Here is a 21752-nt window from a genome sequence, read left to right as displayed (position 1 = left end):
CCGGTTCGATAATGCGAGGCTGCGCAGGCCGTTCCTGCTGGACTGAAGTCATGCAACTGAACATGCTCAAGGCGAAGATCCACCGCGCCACGGTGACCCACGCCGAGCTGCACTACGAAGGCTCGATCGCGATCGACGGCAACCTGCTGGACGCCGCCGGCATCCGCGAGTACGAGCAGATCCACGCCTGGGACATCGACAACGGCAACCGCTTCGTCACCTACGCGCTGCGCGCCGAGGAAGGCTCGGGCATCATCTCGGTGAACGGCAGCGCCGCGCGCAGCGTGCAGAAGGGCGACCTGATCATCATCGCCGCCTTCGCGCAGTTGAACGAGGCCGAGCTGGAACAGTTCCAGCCCACCTGCGTGTACGTCGCGGCCGGCCCGGGCAACCGCATCAGCCACACCAACCGTTCGATCCCGAAGCAGATGGCGGCGGCCTGAGGCCGTCGCTCAGGGCGCCTTCCCCGCCTGTTGCGCCAGCGCCCAGGCCACGTGCTCGCGCACGACGGCCGAGGGATGGCCGGCGCGCGCGTTCAGCGCCGCGACCACGGCCGGCGACCATGGTGCGTTGCCCAGTGCCACCGCGATGTTGCGCAGCCAGCCTTCGTGGCCGGTGCGGCGGATCGCCATGCCTTCGGTGCGCCTGAGGAATTCGTCTTCGTCCCATGCGAACAGCTCCACCAGCCTGGCGCCGTCCAGGCGGTGCCGCGGCGCGAAGTCGGGTTCGGCGGCCTGCTGGGCGAACTTGTTCCACGGACAGACCAGCTGGCAGTCATCGCAGCCGAAGATGCGGTTGCCCATCGGCGCGCGCAGTGCCTCGGGGATCGAACCGCGCAGCTCGATGGTGAGGTAGGAGATGCAGCGCCGCGCGTCCAGCCGGTACGGCGCCAGGATCGCCTGCGTGGGGCAGACGTCGATGCAGCGGCGGCAGCTGCCGCAGTGCGCGCTGGCCGGTTCGTCCACCGGCAGCGGCAGGTCGGTGTACAGCTCGCCGAGGAAGAAGTACGAGCCGGCGTGGCGGTTGATCAGCACGGTGTGCTTGCCGATCCAGCCCAGCCCCGCGTTGCGCGCGAGCGCCTTTTCCAGCACCGGCGCGGAATCGACGTAGGCGCGGTGGCCGAACTCGCCCGCCGCGTCGCGGATGCGCTCGGCCAGCTTCTGCAGGCGGTTGCGCATCAGCTTGTGGTAGTCGCGGCCCAGCGCGTAGCGCGACACGTAGCCGGCCTCGCCGTCGCCCAGCACGTCCCACGCGTTGCGCGTGCCGGGCGGTACGTAATCCATGCGCACCGAAATCACCCGCCGCGTGCCCGGCTCCAGCTCGGCCGGGCGGCTGCGCTTCGTGCCGTGGCGAGCCATGTAGTCCATCTCGCCGTGCAGGCCGTCGTCGAGCCAGCGTTGCAGGTATGCCTCGTCGGGCTCCAGCCCGATGCCGCTGATGCCGGCCCCGGCAAAGCCCAGCTCGCCCGCCCAGCGTTTGATGTCGCGGGCGAGGGCGGCGTAGTCGATGGCGGAGGCGGCGGACATGCGGCCATTGTAGGAGACGTCGCGAGGCGGGCGCCGCGGCAGGCCTATAATCCGCGCATGCCCAGCCCCGTCCACAGCCGCGACCTCTACACCGTGGAACAGGTGCGTGCGCTGGATCGGCGCGCGATCGACGAGCTGGGCGTGCCCGGCGTCGAGTTGATGCGGCGCGCGGCCTGGGCCGGGCTTTCCAGCCTGCGCCGGCACTGGCCGCAGGCGCATCGCATCGCGGTGCATTGCGGGCCGGGCAACAACGGCGGCGACGGGTTCCTGCTCGCCACGCTGGCGCGCGAGGCCGGTCTGCAGGTCGAGGTGCTGGCGCTGGCCGACGCCGCCCGCGGCGACGCGGCCGAGGCGCGGCGGGCGTGGGAATCCACGGGCGGCGCGGTGCATCGCTGGGCCGGCGAAGGCGGGCTGCCCCGCGTCGACGTCCACGTGGACGCTCTTTACGGCACCGGCCTGCGCCGCGCGCCGGAGGCCGTCGCGGCCGCGCTGATCGAGCGCATCAACGCCGATGCGTGCCCGGTGCTCGCGCTGGACGTGCCTTCCGGGCTGGATGCCGATACCGGGCGCTGCCCGGGCGTCGCAATCCGGGCCGAGGCGACGGTGAGCTTCATCGCCGCCAAGCGCGGCCTGTGCACCGGCCAGGCCGCCGACCATACCGGGCGGCTGGAGCTGGACATGCTGGGCCTCCCCGACACGCTGTGGCAGGACATCGCGCCCGACGCGCAGCTGCTGCAGCCGGACCACCTGCCGCCGCGCGCCCGCGCCGCGCACAAAGGCGCCAACGGCCACGTGCTGGCGATCGGCGGCGACCACGGCACGGCCGGGGCGATCCGCCTGTGCGGCGAGGCCGCGCTGCGCGCCGGCGCGGGGCTGGTCAGCGTGGCGACCCGCGCCGAGCACCTGCTCGCGCTCAATGCCGCCCGCCCCGAGCTGATGGCCCATGCGGTGGACGGGCCACAGGCGCTACAGGCCCTGCTGGAGCGCGCCAGCGTGCTGGCGCTCGGCCCCGGACTGGGCCAGCACGCCTGGGGCCATGCGCTGTGGCTCACCGCGCTGGACGCGGGACTGCCGCTGGTGCTGGACGCCGACGGGCTGAACCTGCTGGCGCGCGAGCCGCGCCGTCTGGCGCAACCGGCGGTGCTGACGCCGCATCCCGGCGAGGCGGCGCGGCTGCTGCACCAGGACGTGGCACAGGTGGAAGCCGACCGCTATGCCGCCGTGCGCGCACTGGCCGAACGCTATGGCGCGGTGGCGGTGCTGAAGGGCGCGGGCAGCCTGGTCGCCGACCCGGCCGGCCGCGTGGCCGTGTGCCCCTGGGGCAATCCGGGCATGGCCAGCGGCGGCATGGGCGACCTGCTCACCGGCGTCGTCGCCGCGCTGCTGGCGCAGGGCTGCGATGCCTGGGATGCCGCCTGCCTCGGCGTGGGCCTGCATGCGCGTGCCGGCGACCTGGCCGCGCGGCAGGGCGAACGCGGCCTGCTGGCGGGCGACTTGCTGGGACCGCTGCGGACGCTGGGCAACGGGCTGGAAACGGACGCATGAACGCACACGAACACGCTCCCGGCGAACTTCGCCGCGAACTGGCCGACGAGGCCGCCACCCTTGCGCTGGGTCGGCGGTTCGCCCGGGCCCTGCGGCACGATGGCCTGGTGGTCTACCTGCACGGCGACCTCGGTGCCGGCAAGACCAGCTTCGCCCGCGCCCTGCTGGGCGCCCTGGGCGTGGGCGAGCGCATCAAGAGCCCGACCTACAGCCTGGTCGAGGGCTACCAGGCGCAGGGGCGCCCGGCCTGGCACCTGGACCTGTATCGCATCGCCGATCCGGGCGAGCTCGAATGGCTGGGCCTGGACGCGCTGGCCGATCCGGCCGCGCTGGTGCTGGTCGAGTGGCCCGAACGCGGCCGTGGTGCTCTGCCGGCGCCGGACCTCGAGATCGCGCTGGCCCATGCCGGCACCGGACGCCGCGCTGCGCTGCGTCCGCTCAGCGCCCGCGGCCGGGCGGTGCTGGCACGCCTGGGCTAGGGCCTCAATCGCAAGTCTTCGTTTTCCTTCGGGAATTTCCGCCACGCCTGGGTGCATGGCATGGGGTTCGTTGCCCCGGGATACGGGCAAAACCTTGAGATGATCTGACGAATGCCATGCAGGTCATGGATATTCAAGGGAAAAACCCTTGCAAAGCGGCATCGGCTGCGCTTCAATGCGGCTCCATGAACGGAACCCTGACGCGCCTGCTGTGGATGGCCGCTGCCGCGACGGCGGCGGCGTTGCCGTGCGGCGCGCGCGCCGCCCAGGTGCAGGACGCCCGCGTCTGGGCCGGACCGGACTACACCCGCGTGGTGTTCGACCTGTCCGCACCGGTGCGCTACAGGCTCAGCCGGCAGGGCGACCAGGTGGTGATCGAGCTGCCGGCCAGCAGCCTGGCGGCCGGCTTCGACGCACCGGCCGCGCAGGGCCGCCTCAAGGGCCTGACCGACGCCCGCCAGGGCGACACGCTGCGGTTCACCGCCAGCATGGCGCCCGGCAGCAGTCCGCGCGACTTCACCCTGGGCCCGTCCGGCAAGGCCGCCTACCGGCTGGTGCTGGACCTGTATCCGGGCAGTGTCCAGTCCCCGGCGACGGTCGCCCAGGCTGCCCCGGCCAAGAATGCGCCGGCCAGGGCCGATGCGGCGCCTGCGGTGCTGCCGGCGAAGGACCAGCACCGCATCGTCGACTTCAAGCATCTCGATTCGCGCCAGGTGGCCGCACTGCTCGGCGGCGAGCGCAAGGTGGTGGTGGCGGTCGACGCCGGCCACGGCGGCAAGGACCCCGGCGCGCACGGCCCGGACGGCACGCTGGAGAAGAACGTGACGCTGGCGGTGGCGCGCGACCTCGCCGCGGCGATCAACCGGCAGCCCGGCATGAAGGCCGTGCTGACCCGCGACGGGGACTACTTCATCCCGCTGAAGCGCCGCTACGAGATCGCGCGCGCCGACAAGGCCGACCTGTTCGTGTCCATCCATGCCGACTCCTACAGCAGCGGCGATGCGCGCGGTTCGTCGGTGTGGGTGCTGTCCTCGCGCGGCAAGAGCTCGGTCGCGGCGCAGTTGCTGGCCGACCGCGAGAACAGCTCCGACCTGATCGGCGGCGTTTCGCTGGCTTCCGAGGACGACAGCCTCGCCTCGGTGCTGCTGGACATGCAGCAGGGCTGGGCGGTTCAGTCCAGCTCGGTGGTCGCCAACAACGTGTTGAAGGCGCTGGCCCAGCTCGGCCCCACCCATCGCGACCACATCGAGAACGCCAACTTCGTGGTGCTGCGCTCGCCCGATGTGCCGTCGATCCTGGTCGAGACCGCCTTCATCAGCAATCCGGTCGAGGAGCGCAAGCTGCGCGACCCGCGCCACCAGAAGGCGCTGGCCGATGCGGTGATGGGCGGCATCAAGGACTATTTCGAGGCCACGCCGCCGCCGGGCACCTGGTTCGCGGCGCAGGCCGCGCGGCGCGCGGGCGTGCAGTTGGCCTCGGCGGAGCCTGCGGACCGGCCGTCCGGTGCGGGCAAGGCCGACGCGAACGTGCGCGACATGCATCGCGTGGCGCGCGGCGAAAGCCTCGGCAGCATCGCGCGCCAGTACGGCGTCAGCATCGGCTCGCTCAAGAGCGCCAACGGCATCAGCAGCAACAGCGTGCGCGCCGGCATGGTGCTGATGATTCCCGCCGGCTGATCGCACGTTCCGGCTTTCGTCGCCCCGGGGCGATCGCTAAGCTTGGGCGATGCCCATCCGTCCGCTGACCCCCGACCTCGTCAACCAGATCGCCGCCGGCGAGGTGATCGAGCGCCCCTCGTCCGTGGTCAAGGAACTGGTCGAGAACAGCCTCGACGCCGGCGCCGCGCGCATCGAGGTCGACATCGAGCAGGGCGGCGCGCGGCTGATCCGGGTGCGCGATGACGGCGGCGGCATCGCGCCCGACGAGCTGCCGCTGGCGGTGGCCTCGCACGCGACCAGCAAGATCGGCAGCTTCGACGATCTCGAACACGTGGCCAGCATGGGCTTCCGCGGCGAGGCGCTGGCCTCGGTGTCCTCGGTGGCGCGCTTCGCGCTCACCTCGCGCCAGCGCGAGGCCGAGACCGCGTTCCGCATCGAGGTGGACGGCGGCCGGCTGCAGGCGGCGCGTCCCGCGCAGCATCCGCCGGGCACCAGCGTGGAAGTGCGCGACCTGTTCTACAACGTGCCCGCGCGCAAGAAGTTCATGCGCGCCGAGCGCACCGAGTTCGCCCACATCGACGACCTGCTTAAGTCGCTGGCGCTGGCGCGCGGCGGCGTGGAGTTCCGGCTCAGCCACAACGGCAAGCCGGTGCGCATCTGGAAGGCCGCGCGCGACGAGCAGGCGCAGTTGCGACGCGTGGCCGAGGTGCTGGGCGAGGACTTCCCCGCGCAGAGCCTGCGCGTGGACCACGCTGCGGCGGGCATGCACCTGTCCGGCTGGGTCGGCCTGCCCACCGCCTCGCGCAGCCAGGCCGACCAGCAGTATTTCTACGTCAACGGCCGCCTGGTGCGCGACCGCGTGGTAGCGCACGCGGTGCGCCAGGCCTACGCCGACGTGCTGTTCCACGGCCGCCATCCGGCCTTCGTGCTGTACCTGGAGCTCGACCCGGCCGGGGTGGACGTGAACGTGCACCCGGCCAAGCACGAGGTGCGTTTCCGCGAGCAGCGGCTGGTGCACGACTTCCTGTTCCGCACCTTGCACGAGGCGCTGGCGCAGACCCGCGCGGGGCAGGTGGAGTCGCACGCGCAGGCCGACGACGGTCGCCTGCACATGAGTACCGCCGGCGGGGGCGCCGCGCACGCCATCGCCCCCGGCCTGCCCGCCGTGGCCCGTGCGACCGCGTGGCCCGTGCGCGCCGAACAGAACCGCCTCGCGCTGGGCGTGCGCGACGAACCGCTGGCGGACTACGCCGCCCTGCTGGGCGAGCCGGCGCATGCGGCCGCCGCGACGGCGCCGATGCCGGCCGCCGGGGAGGGCGAGGCGCCGCCGCTCGGCTTCGCCATCGCCCAGCTCAAGAGCATCTACATCCTGGCCGAGAATGCGCAGGGCCTGGTGCTGGTGGACATGCACGCCGCGCACGAGCGCATCACCTACGAGAAGCTCAAGGCCGGCCGCGCCTGCAGCAACCTGCGCTCGCAGCTGCTGCTGGTGCCACTGAGCCTGGCCGTCAGCGCGAAGGAGGCCGCCGCCGCCGAGGAGCACGCCGAGGCGCTGGCCGACTGGGGCCTGGAGCTGTCGCGCAGCGGACCGTCCGGCGTGGTGGTGCGGCGCATCCCGGCGCTGCTGGAAGGCGCCGACGTCGGCCAGCTCACCCGCGACGTGCTGGCGGAACTGGCCCAGCACGGCAGCTCGCGCCGCCTGCAGGAACTGGAGAACGAGCTGCTCTCGACCATGGCCTGCCACGGCTCAGTGCGCGCCGGCCGGCGCCTGACCGTTCCGGAGATGAACGCGCTGCTGCGCGAGATGGAAGCCACCGAGCGCTCCGGCCAGTGCAACCACGGGCGACCCACCTGGACGCAACTCAGCCTGGGCGAGCTGGATAGGTTGTTCATGCGCGGCCGGTAGGGTTGATGTGCTCCTCCCCCTGCTTGCAGGGGGAGGTCGGGAGGGGGTCCAACCCTCCCCTGCAAGCAGGGGAGGGAGTGAAGCCGGCTTGCCCGTTGCGCGTTTGGACGTCCATACTCGGACTTCCATTGTCGCGGATCGTCCCCATGTCGCGAGTCGCCGCCTTTGTCCTTGCCCTGATCTCCGGAGTCGCCATCGTGTCCGCTGCCGAAACCCCGTCGCCCTATGTCCACGAGATCGAGCAGTGGCGCGCCGCCCGCGTGGCGCGGCTCACCGCGCCGGACGGCTGGCTCAGCCTGATCGGTCTGGAGTGGTTGCACGAGGGTGCCAACCGTGTCGGCAGCGCGGCCGACAACGACATCGTGCTGAAGGCCGGTCCCGCGCACCTGGGCACGGTGACGCTGGCGGCGAACGGCGCGACGAGCATCGCGCTGGCGAAGGGCAGCGGCGCCAGCGTGGACGGCAAGCCGGTCGACGCGGCCGTGCTGGTCGACGACATGCACGTGCAGGACGGCGCCGCGCCTACCACGGTGCGCTTCGGCCATGCGAACTTCTACGTGATCGAGCGCGACGGCCGCAAGGCGTTGCGCGTGAAGGATGCCGATGCCGAGGCTCGCCGCGATTTCGCAGGCATCGACTATTTCCCGATCGACCCGTCCTGGCGCGTCGAGGCCGACTGGGTGCCGTTCGACCCGCCGCAGGACCTGCAGATGGGCTCGGTGATCGGCACCATCGACACGGTGAAGGTGCCCGGCAAGGCGGTGTTCCGGCGGGACGGCCACGTGTTCGAGCTGCTGCCGTACCAGGAAGAGCCGGGCGGCGAGCTGTTCTTCGTGCTGGCCGACCGCACCTCGGGCAAGGAAACCTACGGCGCCGCGCGCTTCCTCTACGCCGCGCTGCCGGCCGGCGGCGTGGACAAGCCGGGGCGTGTCGTCCTCGACTTCAACAAGGCCTACAACCCGCCATGCGCCTTCACGCCGTTCGCCACCTGCCCGCTGGCGCCGCCGGAGAACCGGCTGGACCTGGCGGTCACCGCGGGCGAGAAGAAGTACCGCGGCGGGCAGCACTGAAGGGTTCACGACCTCGCGATGCTGCGGTCGCGAGGTCGCCACTGCGAGGCTGTCCGTGCGACGCCGTCATTCCGGCGCAGGCCGGAACCCAGTGAAGTACTCGTGCGAAGCACGCGATTATAGAGTTGGTTTTCATGTGCTTCGCACGGCTGGTTTCAACTGGATTCCGGCCTGCGCCGGAATGACGGCGTTGGTGCGCGGAGGGGAACGGGTGGCCGGGATTTTCAGCTCCCCTTGAACACCGCCTTGCGCTTTTCCAGGAACGCGCTGGTGCCTTCGCGCATGTCCCCGGTGGAGAACATCAGCGCGAAGCCCTGGGTCTCGAACTCCAGCCCTTGGTCCAGCGAAGCCTCGCCGCCTTGCAGCACCGCATCGAGGATGCCCGCGGCGGCCAGCGGCGCGGCGGCGGCGAGCTGGTCGGCCAGCGCGGCCACCGCCTCGTCCAGCGCTTCCGGCGCCACCACGCGGTTGACGATGCCCAGTTCGTAGGCGCGCTGCGCGCCGATCGGCGCGCCGGTGAGGCACAGCTCCAGCGCGGCGCTGCGGCCGGCCAGGCGCAGCAGGCGCTGGGTGCCGCCGAAGCCGGGGATCAGGCCGAGGTTGATCTCCGGCTGGCCGAACTTCGCCTTCTCGCTGGCCACGCGCAGGTGGCAGGCCATCGCCAGCTCCATGCCGCCGCCCAGTGCGAAGCCCTGGATGCGCGCGAGCACCGGCTTGCCCAGCCGCTCGATGGCGGTCATCAGGCGCTGGCCGGCGCGCGAGAAGCCCTGCGCCTGCACTGGCGTGTAGCCGTTCATCTCGGCGATGTCGGCGCCGGCCACGAAGGCCTTCTCGCCCGCGCCGGCCAGCACCACCACGCGCACGGCGTCGTCCTGCGCGGCCTGGGCGAAGGCGATGGTCAGCTCGTTGAGCGTGTCGCGGTTCAGCGCGTTGAGCTTGTCGGGGCGGTTCACCGTGATGGTGCGCACCGCGCCGCGGTTGGCGATCTCGAGGTTGCGATAGGCCATGGGGAGGGCTCCGGCGGGCAAAGCCGGCATGGTAGCAGCGGGAACCTTTGCAGCCGCGGGTTTTCTCAGTTCCGTGCGCCGGATCGGCCGGGCATTGCTGCATGCGGCTGCGAACGCGCTACGATGTCGCGCCGTGTGGAACGGAGTAAGGGAATGACACGACTGCGTTGGCTGGCCCTGGGCTTGCTCTGCGTCGCGGCGGCGGCGACGGCGCAGCAGCGCCTGACGAAGCCCGGCACACAGTCGGTGAAGCTGGACACGCACAAGCTTTCCTACGCGATCGGCTACCAGCTCGGCAGCCAGTTCGCCGACGGCCAGCCGGCGGTGGACATGGCCACGCTGCAGCAGGCCATGCGCGACGCTTACGCCAAGCACCCGCCGGCCGTGCCGATGCAGGACATGCACCTGCAGCTGCGCGAGCTCGACCACGAGATGCACCAGCACGCGCTGGCCGAATACCGGCACCTCGCCGCGCTGAACCTGCGCAAGAGCCAGGACTACATGGCGAAGAACGCCCGGCAGCCGGGCGTGGTGCAGCTGCCCTCGGGCATCCAGTATGCGGTGATCCGGAAGGGCAGCGGCACCGCCAGCCCCACCGTCACCAGCACGGTCACGGTGAACTACCGCGGCATGCTCACCGACGGCACCGAGTTCGACAGCACCTGGGCGCGCGGCCAGCCGGTGAGCTTCGAGGTGGACAAGGTGATTCCCGGCTGGCAGGACGTGATCCCGCGCATGCACGTGGGCGACCGCTGGAAGGTGGTGATCCCGCCGCAGCTGGCCTACGGCGAGCACGGCGCGCTGCCGCGCATCGGCCCGAACGAGGCGCTGGTGTTCGAGATCGAGCTGCTCGGCATCAAGGCCGACCAGGACGGCCACTGACGCCGCGGTGGTAGCATGGCGGGGCATGTCGAACGTCCCTGCCGCACCTTCCCCCGCGCTTACGCCCTGCATCGGCATCTGCCGGCTGGATGCGCGCGGCTATTGCCTGGGCTGCCGCCGCACCGGCGATGAAATCGCGCGCTGGCGCACGATGAGCGACGCCGAGCGCCGGTACTGGATGGACACCGTCCTGCCGGCGCGGCACCCGGCATGATCGACGAACTGCAACGGGCCCTGCGGCCGCTGTCCGCGCCGCCCGCGCCGCCGGGCTGGAACCACGCGCAGATGGCCGAGCTGCTGGGCGACGCGCCGCTGCGCCAGGCCGCCGTGTTGCTGGGCCTGCGCCAGGGCGTACAGCCGCGGCTGATCCTCACCGTACGCACCAGCCATCTCACCTCGCACGCGGGCCAGGTGGCCTTTCCCGGCGGTCGCCGCGACGCCGTCGACCGCGACGCGCTGGCCACCGCGCTGCGCGAGAGCGAGGAGGAGATCGGCCTGGACCGCGCGCTGGCCGCGCCGCTGGGCTACCTCGACTGCTTCGAGACGATCAGCGGCTTCTGCATCACGCCGGTGGTGGCGAAGGTGGCTGCCGACGCGCTGCTGCGCCCGGCGCCCGACGAGGTGGCCGAGGTGTTCGAGGTGCCGCTGGCCTTCTTCCTCGACCCGGCCAACCTGCGCCGCTACACCATGGAATACCGCGGGCACCGCCGCGAGATGGTGGAGTTCGTCCACGGCGGCCATCGCATCTGGGGCGCCACCGCGGCCATACTGCTGAACCTGCTCACGAGGATGGGACGCGCATGAAGACCACGCTGATTTCCGCCGCCGAACTCGCGGCGCTGCCACCGCAGGACGTGCTGGTCGTCGATTGCCGCTACGACACCGCCGACTCCGGCAGGGGCGAGCGCGACTACCGCGCCGGCCACGTCCCGGGCGCGGTGTTCGCCAGCCTCGATCGCGACCTGTCCGACCTGTCGCGCCAGTCCGAGGGGCTGGGCCGCCACCCGCTGCCCTCGGAGCCGGCGTTCGCCGCCGTGCTGGGCCGCTGGGGCTGGCGCCCGGGACTGCAGGTGGTGGCCTACGACGCCGGCAGCGGCGCGCTGGCGGCGGCGCGATTGTGGTGGCTGCTGCGGCTGGCCGGCGAACGCGCCGTGGCCGTGCTCGACGGCGGCTACGCGGCGTGGCAGGCCGCCGGGCTGCCGGCGGAGACGGCGGTGCCCGCGCGCACGCCGACCCAGGCGACGATCCGCTTCGACCCGGCGCAGGTGGTGCTGGACCACGCCGCGGTGACCCACCGTCCCGACCAACTGCTGCTCGATGCGCGCGCCGCGCCGCGCTACCGTGGCGACACCGAGCCGCTGGACCGCGTGGGTGGCCACGTCCCCGGCGCGCGCAACCGGCCCTTCGCCGACAACCTCGCCGCCGACGGCCGCTTCAAGCCCGCCGACGAGCTGAAGCGTGAATTCCTCGCCGTGCTCGGCGACCGCGCGCCGTCGCAGGTGGTGCACTCCTGCGGGTCCGGCGTCACCGCCTGCCACAACCTGCTGGCGATGGAACACGCGGGGCTGGCCGGCTCGCGCCTGTACGCGCCGTCGTGGAGCGGCTGGGTCAGCGACCCCGCGCGGCCGGTGGCCACCGGCGACGCCTAGCGCACCGGCACGCGGCGTCGCCGGCGGCGTCTTCCGATAAGCTGGCCGGCGTCCCCCGGCCATCGAGAGGCACCGCATGCCGAGACTGCTGCCGAAGACCGCGTTCGTCCTGGGCCTGTTCGCCGGCGCCGCGCCGGCCGGCGCGGCGCCCGTTCCCGCCGCCGCGCCCGGGGCGCTGGCGGCACGCATCACGGCCGAGCGGATCGGCGATGGCATCGCCGCCTTCCTGCCGCCGGGCATGACGATGTATCCCCGCTCGCTGGCCCTGTTGCGCACGCCGCGGGCCGAGGGCGCCTTGCCTGCCGGCTGGGCGATCCGCCCGCGCTACGACCGCCACGACGGCAAGACCCGCGTCACCGTGCCGGTGCCGCAGGGCGCCGACCTGTACGGCACCGGCGAGGTCACCGGGCCGCTGCGCCGCAACGGCGAAAGCATCACGCTGTGGAACACCGACAACTTCGAGTACGCGAGGGACGGTGGCAAGCGGCTCTACCAGTCGCACCCGTGGGTGCTGGGCGTGCGGCCGGACGGCAGCGCGTTCGGCGTGCTGTTCGATTCCGCCTGGCGCGCCACGCTGGCCACCGGCCGCGACATCGTGTTCGAGTCCGATGGTCCTGCGATGCCGGTGATCGTGATCGACCGCGCCTCGCCGCAGGCCGTGCTGGAAGGGCTGGCGGCGCTCACCGGCACGATGCCGCTGCCGCCGCGCTGGGCGCTGGGCTACCAGCAGTCGCGCTGGTCGTACACGCCCGACACGCGCGTGCTGCAGATCGCCGACGAATTCCGCAGGCGGCACATCCCGGCCGACGTGATCTGGATGGACATCGACTACATGGACGGCTTCCGGGTATTCACCTTCGACCCGAAGACCTTCCCCGACCCGCAGTGGCTCAACCGCGAACTGCACGCGCGCGGCTTCCACAGCGTGTGGATGATCGATCCGGGCGTGAAGGTCGACCCCGGCTACACGGTGTACGACAGCGGCACCGCGCAGGACGTATGGGTGAAGGATGCGCAGGGCCGCGACTACCACGGCACGGTATGGCCGGGCGCGGTGGTCTTCCCCGATTTCACCCGGCCGCAGACGCGGCGGTGGTGGTCGGGCCTGTACAAGGACTTCATGGCGCAGGGCGCGGACGGCGTGTGGAACGACATGAACGAGCCCTCGGTGTTCAACGTCGAAGGCCAGACCATGCCCGACGACAACCGCCACCGCGGCGGCGGCGAACTGGCGCCGGGGCCGCACCTGGAATACCACGACGTGTACGGCATGCTGATGGTGCGCGCCACGCGCGAGGGCATCCAGGCGGCGAACCCGGACAAGCGGCCGTTCGTGCTGACGCGCTCCAACTTCCTGGGCGGCCAGCGCTACGCGGCGACCTGGACCGGCGACAACGCCTCGACCTGGGACGACCTCAGGCTGTCGATCCCGATGTCGATCAACCTCGGCCTGTCCGGCCAGCCGTTCAGCGGGCCGGACATCGGTGGCTTCAGCGGCACGGCCACGCCCGAGCTGTGGGCGAACTGGATCGCGGTGGGCGCGTTCTATCCGTTCTCGCGCGGGCACACCATCAAGGCGCCGCAGCAGAAGGAGCCGTGGGCGTTCGGTCCGGCGGTGGAAAAGACCGCGCGCATCGCCATCGAGCGCCGCTACCGGTTGCTGCCCTACCTCTACACGCTGTTCCGCGAAAGCTCGCTGGATGGCCTGCCGGTGATGCGGCCGGTGTTCTTCGCCGATCCGCGCGACCCGCGCCTGCGTACGGAGCAGCAGGCCTTCCTGCTTGGCGGCGACCTGCTGGTGGTGCCGGCCTTCGCGAAGCAGCCCGCCCTGCCGCAGGGCATCTGGCGCACGGTGTCGCTGGTCGACGGCGACCGCTCGGATCCATTGCAGGCGACTTTGAAAGTGCGCGGCGGCGCGGTCGTGCCGTTGGGCCGGATCGTGCAGGACAGCAACGAGGATTCGTTCCAGCCGCTGACCCTGCTGGTGAGCCTGGACGCACATGGTCGTGCGCAAGGCCGGCTGTACGAAGACGCGGGCGACGGTTACGGCTATCGCCGCGGCGAATACCGCCTCACCACCTACCGCGCCGAGCGGCAGGGCGACACGGTGAAGGTGGGCATCGCCGGCCGCGAGGGGCATTGGCCGGCGGCCGCACGGCCGGTGGTGGTGCAGCTTGTGACCGACGCGGGCGTGGTCTTCGCGCGCGGCACGGACGGCAACGTCACGTTGCGCCTGCCGCGCACGCGCTGACGCGCGCCGCCTCCATGGTGAAGGCGTCCAGGTCCGTGCGTGTCTGCGCGAGGCCTGCCGGAAGGGGACGCGTCATCGGATGATGCGCGCCATCCGGCCCGTCATTCCGGCGCAGGCCGGAATCCAGCGACGATCACGTTTATCCAGGCCGTACCGCGACTGGATGACCAGACCTTCGTCTGTTGATAAAGCGCCTCCGGCCTGCGCCGGAATGACGAGCGGGGTCGTGGCAGGCGATCAGCACCGGTCATAGTCCCGTATCAATCCTTCTTGCCCAGCCGCGCCACCAGCGCCTGCAGCGTGGCCTGCGTCTGCGGGTGGTAGAAGCCTTCGATGAAGTCGTCGATCGGCAACGCGTCCACGTCGGCCCACGCCTCGGCCAGGTCGGCGCGGGCGATGCGGCGGGTAGCCAGCATGGCGTGGGCCGGGCGGGCGAGCAGTTCGTCCAGCCAGACGCGGGCGCGCGTCACCACCTGGTCGACGCCGGTGGTTTCGTCGACGAAGCCGCAGGCCAGCGCCTCGGCCGCGTCGACCATCGCGCCGGCCACCAGCAGGCGTTCGGCGCGCCGGGCGCCCACCACGCGACGCAGCGCGAACTGGATGCAGTCGGGCACGACCAGCCCGACCTGCACTTCGTTGAGGCCGATCCTGTAGGGGCCCTCGGCCATCACGCGATAGTCGCAGAACAGCGACAGCACCGCGCCGCCGGCGGGGCTGTGACCGGTGATCGCGGCCACCACCGGCACCGGCGCACGGGCCAGCGCGCAGCCCATGTCGAAGAACGCGCGCCAGAACGCGCGCACGCCGGCGCGGTCTTGCTTGAGCAATGCCGGTACGTCCACGCCGGCGGAGAACATGCCGGGCGCGCCGGACAGCACGATGCCGCGCGCACCGCCACGCACCACGTCGTCGAGGCCGCCGCGCAGCATGCGCAACAGCTCGAGGTCGAGCGCGTTGACCGGCGGTCGCGCCAGGCGGATTTCGGCGACGTCGCCGTGTCGGAGGATGTCGAGCATGGCGGTTCCCGGTCAGCCCTGCGGCTGCTGGTCGGCGCTCCAGTGGTAGCGCACGGCATAGTCGAGCACGGCCTTGCCGTTGGCCGGCACGTTTACGCGGAATTCCAGCGTGTCGGTGGTCTGCTTGTCGGGCTTCTGGCTGGACGAGGCGAGCGTCCACTCGCGCCAGCGGCTGGGATGCTCGCGCACGGTGACGACGCGCGGGCTGTCGCCGGCGTTGCTCAGGGTGATGCGGAACGCCTCGTCCAGCGTGCGCCCGGCCTTGTCCACGTGGAAGGCGGTGCGCTCGCGCCGCGCGCGCAGGTCGAACGCGGTGCCCAGGGTGATCGCGGCGTCGCCGCCCCTGGGCGTGTCGTCGATGCGGCCTTCGCCGATGAACTGCGGCACGCCGTTGCGGTCGGCCGCGAGCACGCGCAGATAGCCGGCGGGCAGGCTGTCGAAGGCCTTCAGTTTCAGCGTGTCGACGATGCTGTCGCCGCCGCCGGTATTGAAGTCGCGGCCCAGCATCGGCTGCGGCGGCGTCCAGGTGCCGCCGTTCTCGTACAGCGCGGTGCGTTCGCAGTCCAGCGTGCGGTCGGCGTACAGCGGCACCTGGCTCACGCTGCCGTCGGGCAGGTCCACCGCGCCGGGCAGGGCGTAGCTGCGGTAGTCGGCGAGCTGCGCCTGTTCGGGCATGGCGGGCGCGGCGGCGTAGGCCGCCTTGGCCATCATCATCGGCCGCGGCGCCGAGGCCTTGGCGAAGCGCGGTTCGCCGGCGACCAGGGTGAGGTTGACATCACGCCAGTCGCGGCCGCTGCGGTTGGCGATGCTGGCGCGCGACTCGAAGCGCATGCGGCAGGCCGCGCCCGGCTGCAGCGTGGCCACGTAGGCGGCGCGCCAGCCGAGGCCGGAGGTGGGATAGCTGAGCACGGCGCGGGCGTTGCCCGCATGCGCGGCGTCCACGCGCAGGTCGAGGCTGGAGCCGGTGGGGAAGTCGGCGCCGGCGCGCACCGCCGCGTACTGGCGGATCAGCGTGTTGCCCAGCGTGCCGCGCACCAGCAGGCCGTCGCCGGCGCGCAGCAGGGTGCCCTGGGCCAGCGTCTCGCCGTTGCCGCCGAGCACGGTGACGTCCTGGCCGACCAGCCCGGTCAGCGCCGCGTCCGTGCCCTGCGCCAGCCGCAGCTGCTGCGACAGCACCTTCGCCTCGCCGCCGGGAAAGCCCAGCGCCAGCGCCTCGGCGTCGACGTGGTCGGGCAGGTTGCCCAGCACCACGTCGTGGGTGCCGGCCTGCAGCGCCAGCGTGCGCTGCTCGCGGATCACGGCATAGCCGTCGTCGTCGCCGCCGTTGCCGCTGCTGGCGTACAGCGAGGCGCTGTCGCTGCGATAGAGGGTGATCCGGGAGCCTGTCGCCGTCGTCGCCGCAGCGGCGGACGCGGTCGTGCAGCAGGCCAGGACTAGGGCGGTCAGCGTGGTTTGGCGCACGGGGGAACCTCGCAGTTCAGTCGGGGTGGGTCGCGGCCGTGCCGAATTGCAGCATATCGGAAATTTCCGCGGTGGCACGGCGGAGTTCGGCCACAGTATCGCCCATGGTTTTCCTGGCGGTGCGCTGTTCGATGAACGGAATGGTGAGCGCGCACACGGCGTGGCCGTGCAGCAGCACGGGCGCGGACAGGTCGGTGACGCCGTCCACGACGTGGCTGGGCGCGCTGGCGTAGTGGCGCGAGCGGACCTGCGCCAGCAGCCGGGCCAGCTTTCTGCGGTCGAGGTCGGGTTCGCTTTCGGCGATCGCGTCCAGCCAGCGCTCGCGGATCTGTTCGTCCTGGAAGGCCAGCAGCACGTGGCCCGAGGTGGACCGGGACATCGGGCGGCGATGGCCGACGCGCACCACCAGGGCGATTTCACCCGGCGGGTCCACGCGGGCGACCACCACGATCTGTTCGCGCGAGGGCATCACCAGGTGGCAGGCCTGGCCGGTGGCGTCGGCGAGCCGGTGCATGACCGGCAGCGCCGCCTCGACGGCGCTTTTCAGCGGCGGCTGTTCCATGCCCAGCCGGAACAGCCGCGCCGTGATCGAGTAGCCGGTGCCGCCTTCGTCGCGCGCGATGTAGTCGCGTTCCTCGAGCACCTGCAGCATGCGGAAGATCTCGCCGCGCGAGCGGCCGACGCCCTCGGAGATCTCGGCGATGCTCATCGGCACACGCGCGAGCGCGAGCAGTTCGAGGATGTCCAGCCCCTTGTCGAGTGCGGGCGCGCGGTATTTGGGCGTGGTTTTCGGCATGAGGCATTCGTCGTCCGGGCCGGCGACAAGCTTGCCGCATGTCGCGTGTCGCCGCCATGCGCCCGCGCGGAGGCGGGAGGATGTTGCGGCGCATCTTGTGTTATGGGTGAACTATATATTCATATTTGCATGACATGGCCAGGTCGGCGTGGCGCTTTCGCAATCACTGCCGGGGCAGGTGCGCCCCACGGGAGAGGATGGGTGGATTACGCGACGACGGAATCTTCCGCGCCGGCGGCGGCGACCGTGCCGGCCGGGCGCCGCGCCTGGCTGCCGCTGGCGCTGATCGTCGGGCTGTTCTTCCTGTGGGGCGGCGCCAACAACCTCAACGACGTGCTGATCGCGCAGTTCAAGAAGGCCTTCGTGCTGGACGACTTCCAGGCCGGCCTGGTGCAGAGCGCGTTCTATCTCGGCTACTTCCTGGTGGCGATGCCCGCGGCGATGTTCATGCGCCGCTTCGGCTACAAGCAGGCGGTGGTGCTGGGCCTGGCGCTGTACGGCGCGGGCGCGCTGCTGTTCTGGCCGGCGGCGGAACTGCGCACCTATGGCGTGTTCCTGTTCGCGCTGTTCGTGATCGCCACCGGCCTGGCTTTCCTGGAGACCTCGGCCAATCCGCTGATGACCGTGCTGGGGCCGCCCGGAGGCGCGGCGCGCCGGCTCAACTTCGCGCAGGCGTTCAATCCGCTGGGCTCCATCGCCGGCGTGCTGGTCGGCCAGCGTTTCATCCTCGCGGACATGGAGCATACCCCGGCGCAACTGGCCGCGATGAGCGCCGCCGGCCGCGCCGCGTACTACGCGGACGCGACGCGTGCGGTGCAGCTGCCTTATCTCTGCATCGGCCTGGTCGTGCTGGCCTGGGCCGTGCTGGTGCTGCTGGCCCGTTTCCCCGCGGTGACCGCGTCGCATGCACCTGCGGCCCATGCCGCCGGGCGCGACGGCGTGCTGACGCGGTTGCTGCGCGATCGCGGCTTCACCGGCGCGATGGCGGCGCAGTTCTTCTACGTGGGCGCGCAGGTCGGCGTGTGGAGCTACACCATCCGCTACGTGCAGGCGACGATGCCCGGCACCTCGGCGCACGCGGCGGCGAACTTCATCCTTGCCGCGCTGGTGTGCTTCATGGCCGGCCGCTTCGTGGGCGCGGCGCTGATGAAATACCTGGCGCCGGTACGGCTGCTGCTGGCCTTCGCCGCGATCAACGTCGCGCTCAGCCTGTTCGCGCTGCTGCACCCGGGCATGGGCGGCGCCTGTGCGCTGGTGGCCTGCAGCTTCTTCATGTCGGTGATGTACCCGACGATCTTCGCGCTGGGCGTGGAAGGCATGGACGACGACGAGCGCAAGCTCGGTTCGGCCCTGCTGGTGATGACCATCATCGGCGGCGCGGTGCTGACGGCGGCGATGGGCGCGGTATCCGACCATGCCGGTATCGCGCGCGCGCTGGGGGTGCCGGCGCTGGGCTTCGCCGTGGTGGCGTGGTTCGCGTGGCGGCGCCTGCCGCGCACGGGCGGGGCGGGCGCCTGATGCCGCGTCTCTGCTACGCCCTGGACCTGCGCGACGACGCGGCGGCCATTGCCGAGTACGAGAACTGGCACCGGCCCGGCGTGGTCTGGCCGGAGATCGTCGCGTCGATCCGCGCGGCCGGCATCGAGGACATGGAGATCTTCCGTACCGGCAACCGGCTGGTGATGGTGGTGCAGGTGCCCGACGGCTACGACGCCGCGGGCAAGCAGGCCGCGGATGCGGCCGACCCGCGGGTGCAGGCGTGGGAGCGGCTGATGGACCGCTACCAGCAGCGGCTGCCCTGGGCACGGCCCGGCGAGAAATGGGTGCCGATGCGCGGGATCTTCTCGCTCGTGGAGGCATGGGCCGCCTGCGACGCGGCGGAGCGCGGGGAGCGCCGCTAGCGACTTTCCCTGGCGGGGCGTCAGGCTTCGCCGGCGCGCCAGATCACGTCGCGGGAGATCGCGCGGGCATCGGTCTGCCCGGTCAGCGCCATGCTCACGCCGAGCTCCTTGCGGATCAGCTCGATCGCCTGCGTCACGCCGGCCTCGCCCAGCGCGCCGAGGCCGTAGAGGAAGGCCTTGCCGATCAGCCCGGCGCGCGTGCCGCAGGCGAGCGCCTTGAGCAGGTCCTGGCCGCCCTGGATGCCGCCGTCGAACAGCACCTCGGTGCGGTCGCCCACCGCCTGCACGATGGCGGGCAGGGCCTCGATGCTCGCCGGCGCGCCGTCGAGCTGGCGGCCGCCGTGGTTGGAGACCACGATGGCGTCCACGCCGTGTTCCGCGGCGATGCGCGCGTCGCGCGCGTCGAGGATGCCCTTGATGATCAGCTTGCCGGGCCACAGCCCCCGGACCCACTCGAGATCCTTCCAGTTCAGGGTGGGATCGAACTGGCTGGCGATCCACTGCGCCAGCGTGGTGAGGCTGTCGGTATCCCGGATGCGGCCCTGCAGGTTGCCGAACGAGCGGCTGGGCGCGCGCAGCATGCTCCACGCCCAGCGCGGCTTGCTGGCCATGTCCAGCAGATTGCGCAGGGTGATCCGCGGCGGCACCGACAGGCCGTTCTTGATCTCGCGGTGGCGCTGGCCCTGCACGGTGAGATCGGCGGTGAGCATCAGCGCCGAACATTGCGCTTCGCGCGCCCGCACGATCAACTCGCGCGCGAAGCCGCGGTCGCGCATCACGTAGACCTGGAACCAGAACGGCGCGGGCACCGCCGCGTGCACCTGCTCGATCGAGCAGATCGACATGGTGCTTAGGCAGAACGGGATGCCCGCTCTCGCCGCGGCCCGCGCGCCGAGGATCTCGCCACCGCCGCGCTGCAGGCCGGTCAGGCCGGTGGGCGCGATCGCCAGCGGCATCGACGCCGGCTGGCCGAGGATGTCGGTGGCCAGCGAGCGCCGGTCGACGTCGATCATCACCCGCTGGCGCAGGCGCATCCGCTGCAGCGCGGCGCGGTTCGCGTGCAGGGTGGTCTCGTCGTAGGAGCCGCGGTCGGCGTATTCGAAGAACGCGCGCGGCACGCGGCGGCGGGCGAGCTCGCGCAGGTCGGCGACGCAGGTGACGGGAGCGGCCATGGCGGCGTTCTCAGCGTCTGGTCGTGACGACCAGCACGGTGTCGATCGGGTCGAGCGGCTTGGCCGGCAGCTGCACGTCGAGCTGGGTGCCGTGCTGGGTGAATTTGAGTGGGGTGTGCTTCGGGTCGGCCAGCAGGTAGGCGCCGGTGGCGTGGATGTCCGCGTCGGCGAGGTGGAACGAGGTGCCGGGCCATTCGAGCAGGTGGATGTAAACCTTGCCGGGCCGTTGCGTGGCACGCCAATCCCAGGTGGGCACCCAGACGGGCTTGCCGTGGGAGTCCTTCTGCGTGGCGGAGTAGCTGCCGTGCGGATCGGCGAACGGCGAGGGGTGGGTGCCGTAGATCGATTCGCCGTTGACCTTCAGCCACTGGCCGATGGCGCGCAGGCGCCCGGCCTCGGGCGCCGGGATCACGCCGTGGGCGTCGGGCCCCACGTTGAGCAGGTAGTTGCCGCCTTTGCTGGCGATGTCGACCAGGTTGTGCAGCAGCACGGTGGTGGACTTGAAATCGGTGTCGCCCGACTTGTAGCCCCAGGTGTCGTTGATCGTCATGCAGGTTTCCCAGTCCTTGCCGGGAAAGCCCTGCGGCGGGATGTGCTGCTCGGGTGTCTCGGTGTCGCCCGGGTAGCCGCCGCCGAGCCGGTTGTTCCAGATCAGTTGCGGATACCGGTCGAGCAGCTTCACGATTTCCGAGGCGAGCTGCGGGGTCATCTCGCGGGTGGGCGTGTCGAACCACAGCACCGCGGGGTGGTACTTCGCCAGCAGTTCCCTGATCTGCGGGATCGCCTTGGTGTGCAGGTAAGTGGCGAAGTCGCCGTCCTGCGCCTTGTCCCAGTGGCCGCCGATGGCGGCGCCGCCCGGTGCGGTCCAGTCCTGGTCCTGCGAGTAGTAGACGCCGAACTGGATGCCCTGCCGCTTCGCCTCGTCGGCCAGGGCATGCAGCGGGTCGCGCTTGAACGGCGTGGCGGCGACGATGTTGAACGCGTTCGCCTTCGAGTCGAACATCGCGAAGCCGTCGTGGTGCTTGGCGGTGATCACGATGTATTTCATGCCCGCGGCCTTGGCCAGCGACACCCAGGCGTGGGCGTCGAACCGCGTCGGGTCGAATTTCGCAGGCAACTGCTTGTACTCGGCCACCGGTATGCGCGCGTCGTGCATGATCCATTCGCCCGCGCCGTCGACCGGCTTGCCGTGCCACACGCCCGCCGGTACCGAGTACACGCCCCAGTGGATGAACATGCCGTAGCGCGCCGCGCGCCACCAGGCCATGCGGGCGTCGCGCTGCGCCGTGGTTTCGGTGTCCTGGATCGCCGCGACCGGATGCGCGCCGGCGTGCGTCGGCGTTGCGGCGTGCGCCATGGCGCCTGCCGCGGCGAGCGTGCAGGCAAGGGCGGACTTCACGAGGCGGCCCGGCATGTTCATCGCTTTCCTCCAG

The 21752-nt window shown here is 71.5% G+C and carries 18 protein-coding genes and 1 pseudogene; 12 read left to right on the top strand and 7 right to left on the bottom strand.

Going from position 1 to position 21752, the window contains the following annotated elements:
- The first annotated feature begins 50 nt into the window (after nt 1–50).
- Nucleotides 51–443: an aspartate 1-decarboxylase gene (gene panD / locus QMK61_RS14855; RefSeq protein WP_302073010.1), complete on the top strand. Its 393-nt coding sequence runs from the start codon at nt 51–53 to the stop codon at nt 441–443.
- Nucleotides 444–452: 9 nt separating this feature from the next.
- Here panD and queG read toward each other — a convergent pair whose 3' ends face one another.
- Nucleotides 453–1526 carry a tRNA epoxyqueuosine(34) reductase QueG gene (gene queG, locus QMK61_RS14850; protein ID WP_302073009.1) on the bottom strand — a complete coding sequence of 358 codons (1074 nt, stop codon included), beginning with the start codon at nt 1524–1526 and terminating at the stop codon, nt 453–455.
- A 57-nt stretch (nt 1527–1583) separates the two neighbouring features.
- Here queG and QMK61_RS14845 point away from each other — a divergent pair, with 57 nt between their 5' ends.
- The 5 genes from QMK61_RS14845 to QMK61_RS14825 all read left to right on the top strand — a co-directional run bounded on the left by QMK61_RS14845 (nt 1584) and on the right by QMK61_RS14825 (nt 8184).
- Entirely contained in the window at nt 1584–3071 is a 1488-nt protein-coding gene (locus QMK61_RS14845) for an NAD(P)H-hydrate dehydratase (RefSeq protein ID WP_302073008.1), read from the top strand.
- Nucleotides 3068–3550 carry a tRNA (adenosine(37)-N6)-threonylcarbamoyltransferase complex ATPase subunit type 1 TsaE gene (gene tsaE, locus QMK61_RS14840; protein ID WP_302073007.1) on the top strand — a complete coding sequence of 161 codons (483 nt, stop codon included), beginning with the start codon at nt 3068–3070 and terminating at the stop codon, nt 3548–3550. The genes QMK61_RS14845 and tsaE overlap by 4 nt, the downstream gene beginning before the upstream one ends.
- A gap of 185 nt (nt 3551–3735) precedes the next feature.
- The gene (locus tag QMK61_RS14835; protein ID WP_302073006.1) at nt 3736–5226 is read left to right on the top strand and encodes an N-acetylmuramoyl-L-alanine amidase; all 1491 of its coding nucleotides are present in this window, start codon (nt 3736–3738) and stop codon (nt 5224–5226) included.
- 49 nt (nt 5227–5275) lie between these two features.
- Nucleotides 5276–7114: a DNA mismatch repair endonuclease MutL gene (gene mutL, locus QMK61_RS14830; RefSeq protein ID WP_302073005.1), complete on the top strand. Its 1839-nt coding sequence runs from the start codon at nt 5276–5278 to the stop codon at nt 7112–7114.
- A 146-nt stretch (nt 7115–7260) separates the two neighbouring features.
- The gene (locus QMK61_RS14825) at nt 7261–8184 is read left to right on the top strand and encodes a DUF1684 domain-containing protein (protein WP_302073004.1); all 924 of its coding nucleotides are present in this window, start codon (nt 7261–7263) and stop codon (nt 8182–8184) included.
- Nucleotides 8185–8408: 224 nt separating this feature from the next.
- On the opposite strand, the gene QMK61_RS14820 is transcribed toward QMK61_RS14825, so the two are convergent.
- On the bottom strand, nt 8409–9191 hold the full coding sequence (locus QMK61_RS14820; RefSeq protein ID WP_302073003.1) for an enoyl-CoA hydratase-related protein: 783 nt from the start codon (nt 9189–9191) through the stop codon (nt 8409–8411).
- Nucleotides 9192–9344: 153 nt separating this feature from the next.
- On the opposite strand from QMK61_RS14820, the gene QMK61_RS14815 reads away from it, so the two are divergent.
- The 4 genes and pseudogenes from QMK61_RS14815 to QMK61_RS14800 all read left to right on the top strand — a co-directional run bounded on the left by QMK61_RS14815 (nt 9345) and on the right by QMK61_RS14800 (nt 13973).
- Nucleotides 9345–10073, top strand: a complete 729-nt coding sequence (locus QMK61_RS14815) for an FKBP-type peptidyl-prolyl cis-trans isomerase (RefSeq protein ID WP_302073002.1) — start codon at nt 9345–9347, stop codon at nt 10071–10073.
- Nucleotides 10074–10098: 25 nt separating this feature from the next.
- Nucleotides 10099–10877 (top strand): annotated as a pseudogene (locus QMK61_RS14810) (DUF1289 domain-containing protein).
- Entirely contained in the window at nt 10874–11722 is an 849-nt protein-coding gene (locus tag QMK61_RS14805; RefSeq protein ID WP_302073001.1) for a sulfurtransferase, read from the top strand. The pseudogene QMK61_RS14810 and the gene QMK61_RS14805 overlap by 4 nt, the downstream one beginning before the upstream one ends.
- Before the next feature lie 76 nt (nt 11723–11798).
- Nucleotides 11799–13973: a TIM-barrel domain-containing protein gene (locus QMK61_RS14800; protein ID WP_302073000.1), complete on the top strand. Its 2175-nt coding sequence runs from the start codon at nt 11799–11801 to the stop codon at nt 13971–13973.
- 260 nt (nt 13974–14233) lie between these two features.
- Here QMK61_RS14800 and QMK61_RS14795 read toward each other — a convergent pair whose 3' ends face one another.
- From QMK61_RS14795 to QMK61_RS14785, 3 genes are read right to left on the bottom strand one after another with little or no spacing between them, the layout of a single operon-like run.
- Nucleotides 14234–14989 (bottom strand): enoyl-CoA hydratase/isomerase family protein, encoded by a 756-nt coding sequence (locus QMK61_RS14795; RefSeq protein ID WP_302072999.1) that lies wholly within the window; start codon nt 14987–14989, stop codon nt 14234–14236.
- A gap of 12 nt (nt 14990–15001) precedes the next feature.
- Entirely contained in the window at nt 15002–16420 is a 1419-nt protein-coding gene (locus tag QMK61_RS14790) for a DUF4139 domain-containing protein (protein WP_302073036.1), read from the bottom strand.
- A gap of 46 nt (nt 16421–16466) precedes the next feature.
- A complete protein-coding gene (locus QMK61_RS14785) occupies nt 16467–17246 on the bottom strand; it encodes an IclR family transcriptional regulator (RefSeq protein WP_302072998.1) in 780 nt (259 codons plus the stop codon).
- 201 nt (nt 17247–17447) lie between these two features.
- On the opposite strand from QMK61_RS14785, the gene fucP reads away from it, so the two are divergent.
- Together fucP and QMK61_RS14775 are read left to right on the top strand one after the other, a co-directional pair.
- Nucleotides 17448–18764: an L-fucose:H+ symporter permease gene (gene fucP / locus QMK61_RS14780; RefSeq protein ID WP_302072997.1), complete on the top strand. Its 1317-nt coding sequence runs from the start codon at nt 17448–17450 to the stop codon at nt 18762–18764.
- A complete protein-coding gene (locus tag QMK61_RS14775) occupies nt 18764–19147 on the top strand; it encodes an L-rhamnose mutarotase (RefSeq protein ID WP_302072996.1) in 384 nt (127 codons plus the stop codon). Before fucP ends, QMK61_RS14775 begins: the two co-directional genes overlap by 1 nt.
- A gap of 20 nt (nt 19148–19167) precedes the next feature.
- Here QMK61_RS14775 and QMK61_RS14770 read toward each other — a convergent pair whose 3' ends face one another.
- Nucleotides 19168–20319, bottom strand: coding sequence for an alpha-hydroxy acid oxidase (locus QMK61_RS14770; protein WP_302072995.1), 1152 nt, complete (start codon nt 20317–20319; stop codon nt 19168–19170).
- A gap of 10 nt (nt 20320–20329) precedes the next feature.
- The gene (locus QMK61_RS14765) at nt 20330–21733 is read right to left on the bottom strand and encodes an alpha-L-fucosidase (RefSeq protein ID WP_302072994.1); all 1404 of its coding nucleotides are present in this window, start codon (nt 21731–21733) and stop codon (nt 20330–20332) included.
- Nucleotides 21734–21752 lie beyond the last annotated feature (19 nt).

The organism is Fulvimonas sp. R45 (assembly GCF_030504985.1).
GTDB lineage: Bacteria > Pseudomonadota > Gammaproteobacteria > Xanthomonadales > Rhodanobacteraceae > Rhodanobacter_A.
This window is presented reverse-complemented; position numbering and strand designations above follow the sequence as displayed.

Excerpts from the sequence above, each read along its gene's own strand:
- panD (WP_302073010.1), top strand. The coding sequence starts at position 51 with ATGCAACTGAACATGCTCAAGGCGAAGATCCACCGCGCCACGGTGACC.
- queG (WP_302073009.1), bottom strand. The coding sequence starts at position 1,526 with ATGTCCGCCGCCTCCGCCATCGACTACGCCGCCCTCGCCCGCGACATC.
- QMK61_RS14845 (WP_302073008.1), top strand. The coding sequence starts at position 1,584 with ATGCCCAGCCCCGTCCACAGCCGCGACCTCTACACCGTGGAACAGGTG.
- tsaE (WP_302073007.1), top strand. The coding sequence starts at position 3,068 with ATGAACGCACACGAACACGCTCCCGGCGAACTTCGCCGCGAACTGGCC.
- QMK61_RS14835 (WP_302073006.1), top strand. The coding sequence starts at position 3,736 with ATGAACGGAACCCTGACGCGCCTGCTGTGGATGGCCGCTGCCGCGACG.
- mutL (WP_302073005.1), top strand. The coding sequence starts at position 5,276 with ATGCCCATCCGTCCGCTGACCCCCGACCTCGTCAACCAGATCGCCGCC.
- QMK61_RS14825 (WP_302073004.1), top strand. The coding sequence starts at position 7,261 with ATGTCGCGAGTCGCCGCCTTTGTCCTTGCCCTGATCTCCGGAGTCGCC.
- QMK61_RS14820 (WP_302073003.1), bottom strand. The coding sequence starts at position 9,191 with ATGGCCTATCGCAACCTCGAGATCGCCAACCGCGGCGCGGTGCGCACC.
- QMK61_RS14815 (WP_302073002.1), top strand. The coding sequence starts at position 9,345 with ATGACACGACTGCGTTGGCTGGCCCTGGGCTTGCTCTGCGTCGCGGCG.
- QMK61_RS14805 (WP_302073001.1), top strand. The coding sequence starts at position 10,874 with ATGAAGACCACGCTGATTTCCGCCGCCGAACTCGCGGCGCTGCCACCG.
- QMK61_RS14800 (WP_302073000.1), top strand. The coding sequence starts at position 11,799 with ATGCCGAGACTGCTGCCGAAGACCGCGTTCGTCCTGGGCCTGTTCGCC.
- QMK61_RS14795 (WP_302072999.1), bottom strand. The coding sequence starts at position 14,989 with ATGCTCGACATCCTCCGACACGGCGACGTCGCCGAAATCCGCCTGGCG.
- QMK61_RS14785 (WP_302072998.1), bottom strand. The coding sequence starts at position 17,246 with ATGCCGAAAACCACGCCCAAATACCGCGCGCCCGCACTCGACAAGGGG.
- QMK61_RS14775 (WP_302072996.1), top strand. The coding sequence starts at position 18,764 with ATGCCGCGTCTCTGCTACGCCCTGGACCTGCGCGACGACGCGGCGGCC.
- QMK61_RS14770 (WP_302072995.1), bottom strand. The coding sequence starts at position 20,319 with ATGGCCGCTCCCGTCACCTGCGTCGCCGACCTGCGCGAGCTCGCCCGC.
- QMK61_RS14765 (WP_302072994.1), bottom strand. The coding sequence starts at position 21,733 with ATGCCGGGCCGCCTCGTGAAGTCCGCCCTTGCCTGCACGCTCGCCGCG.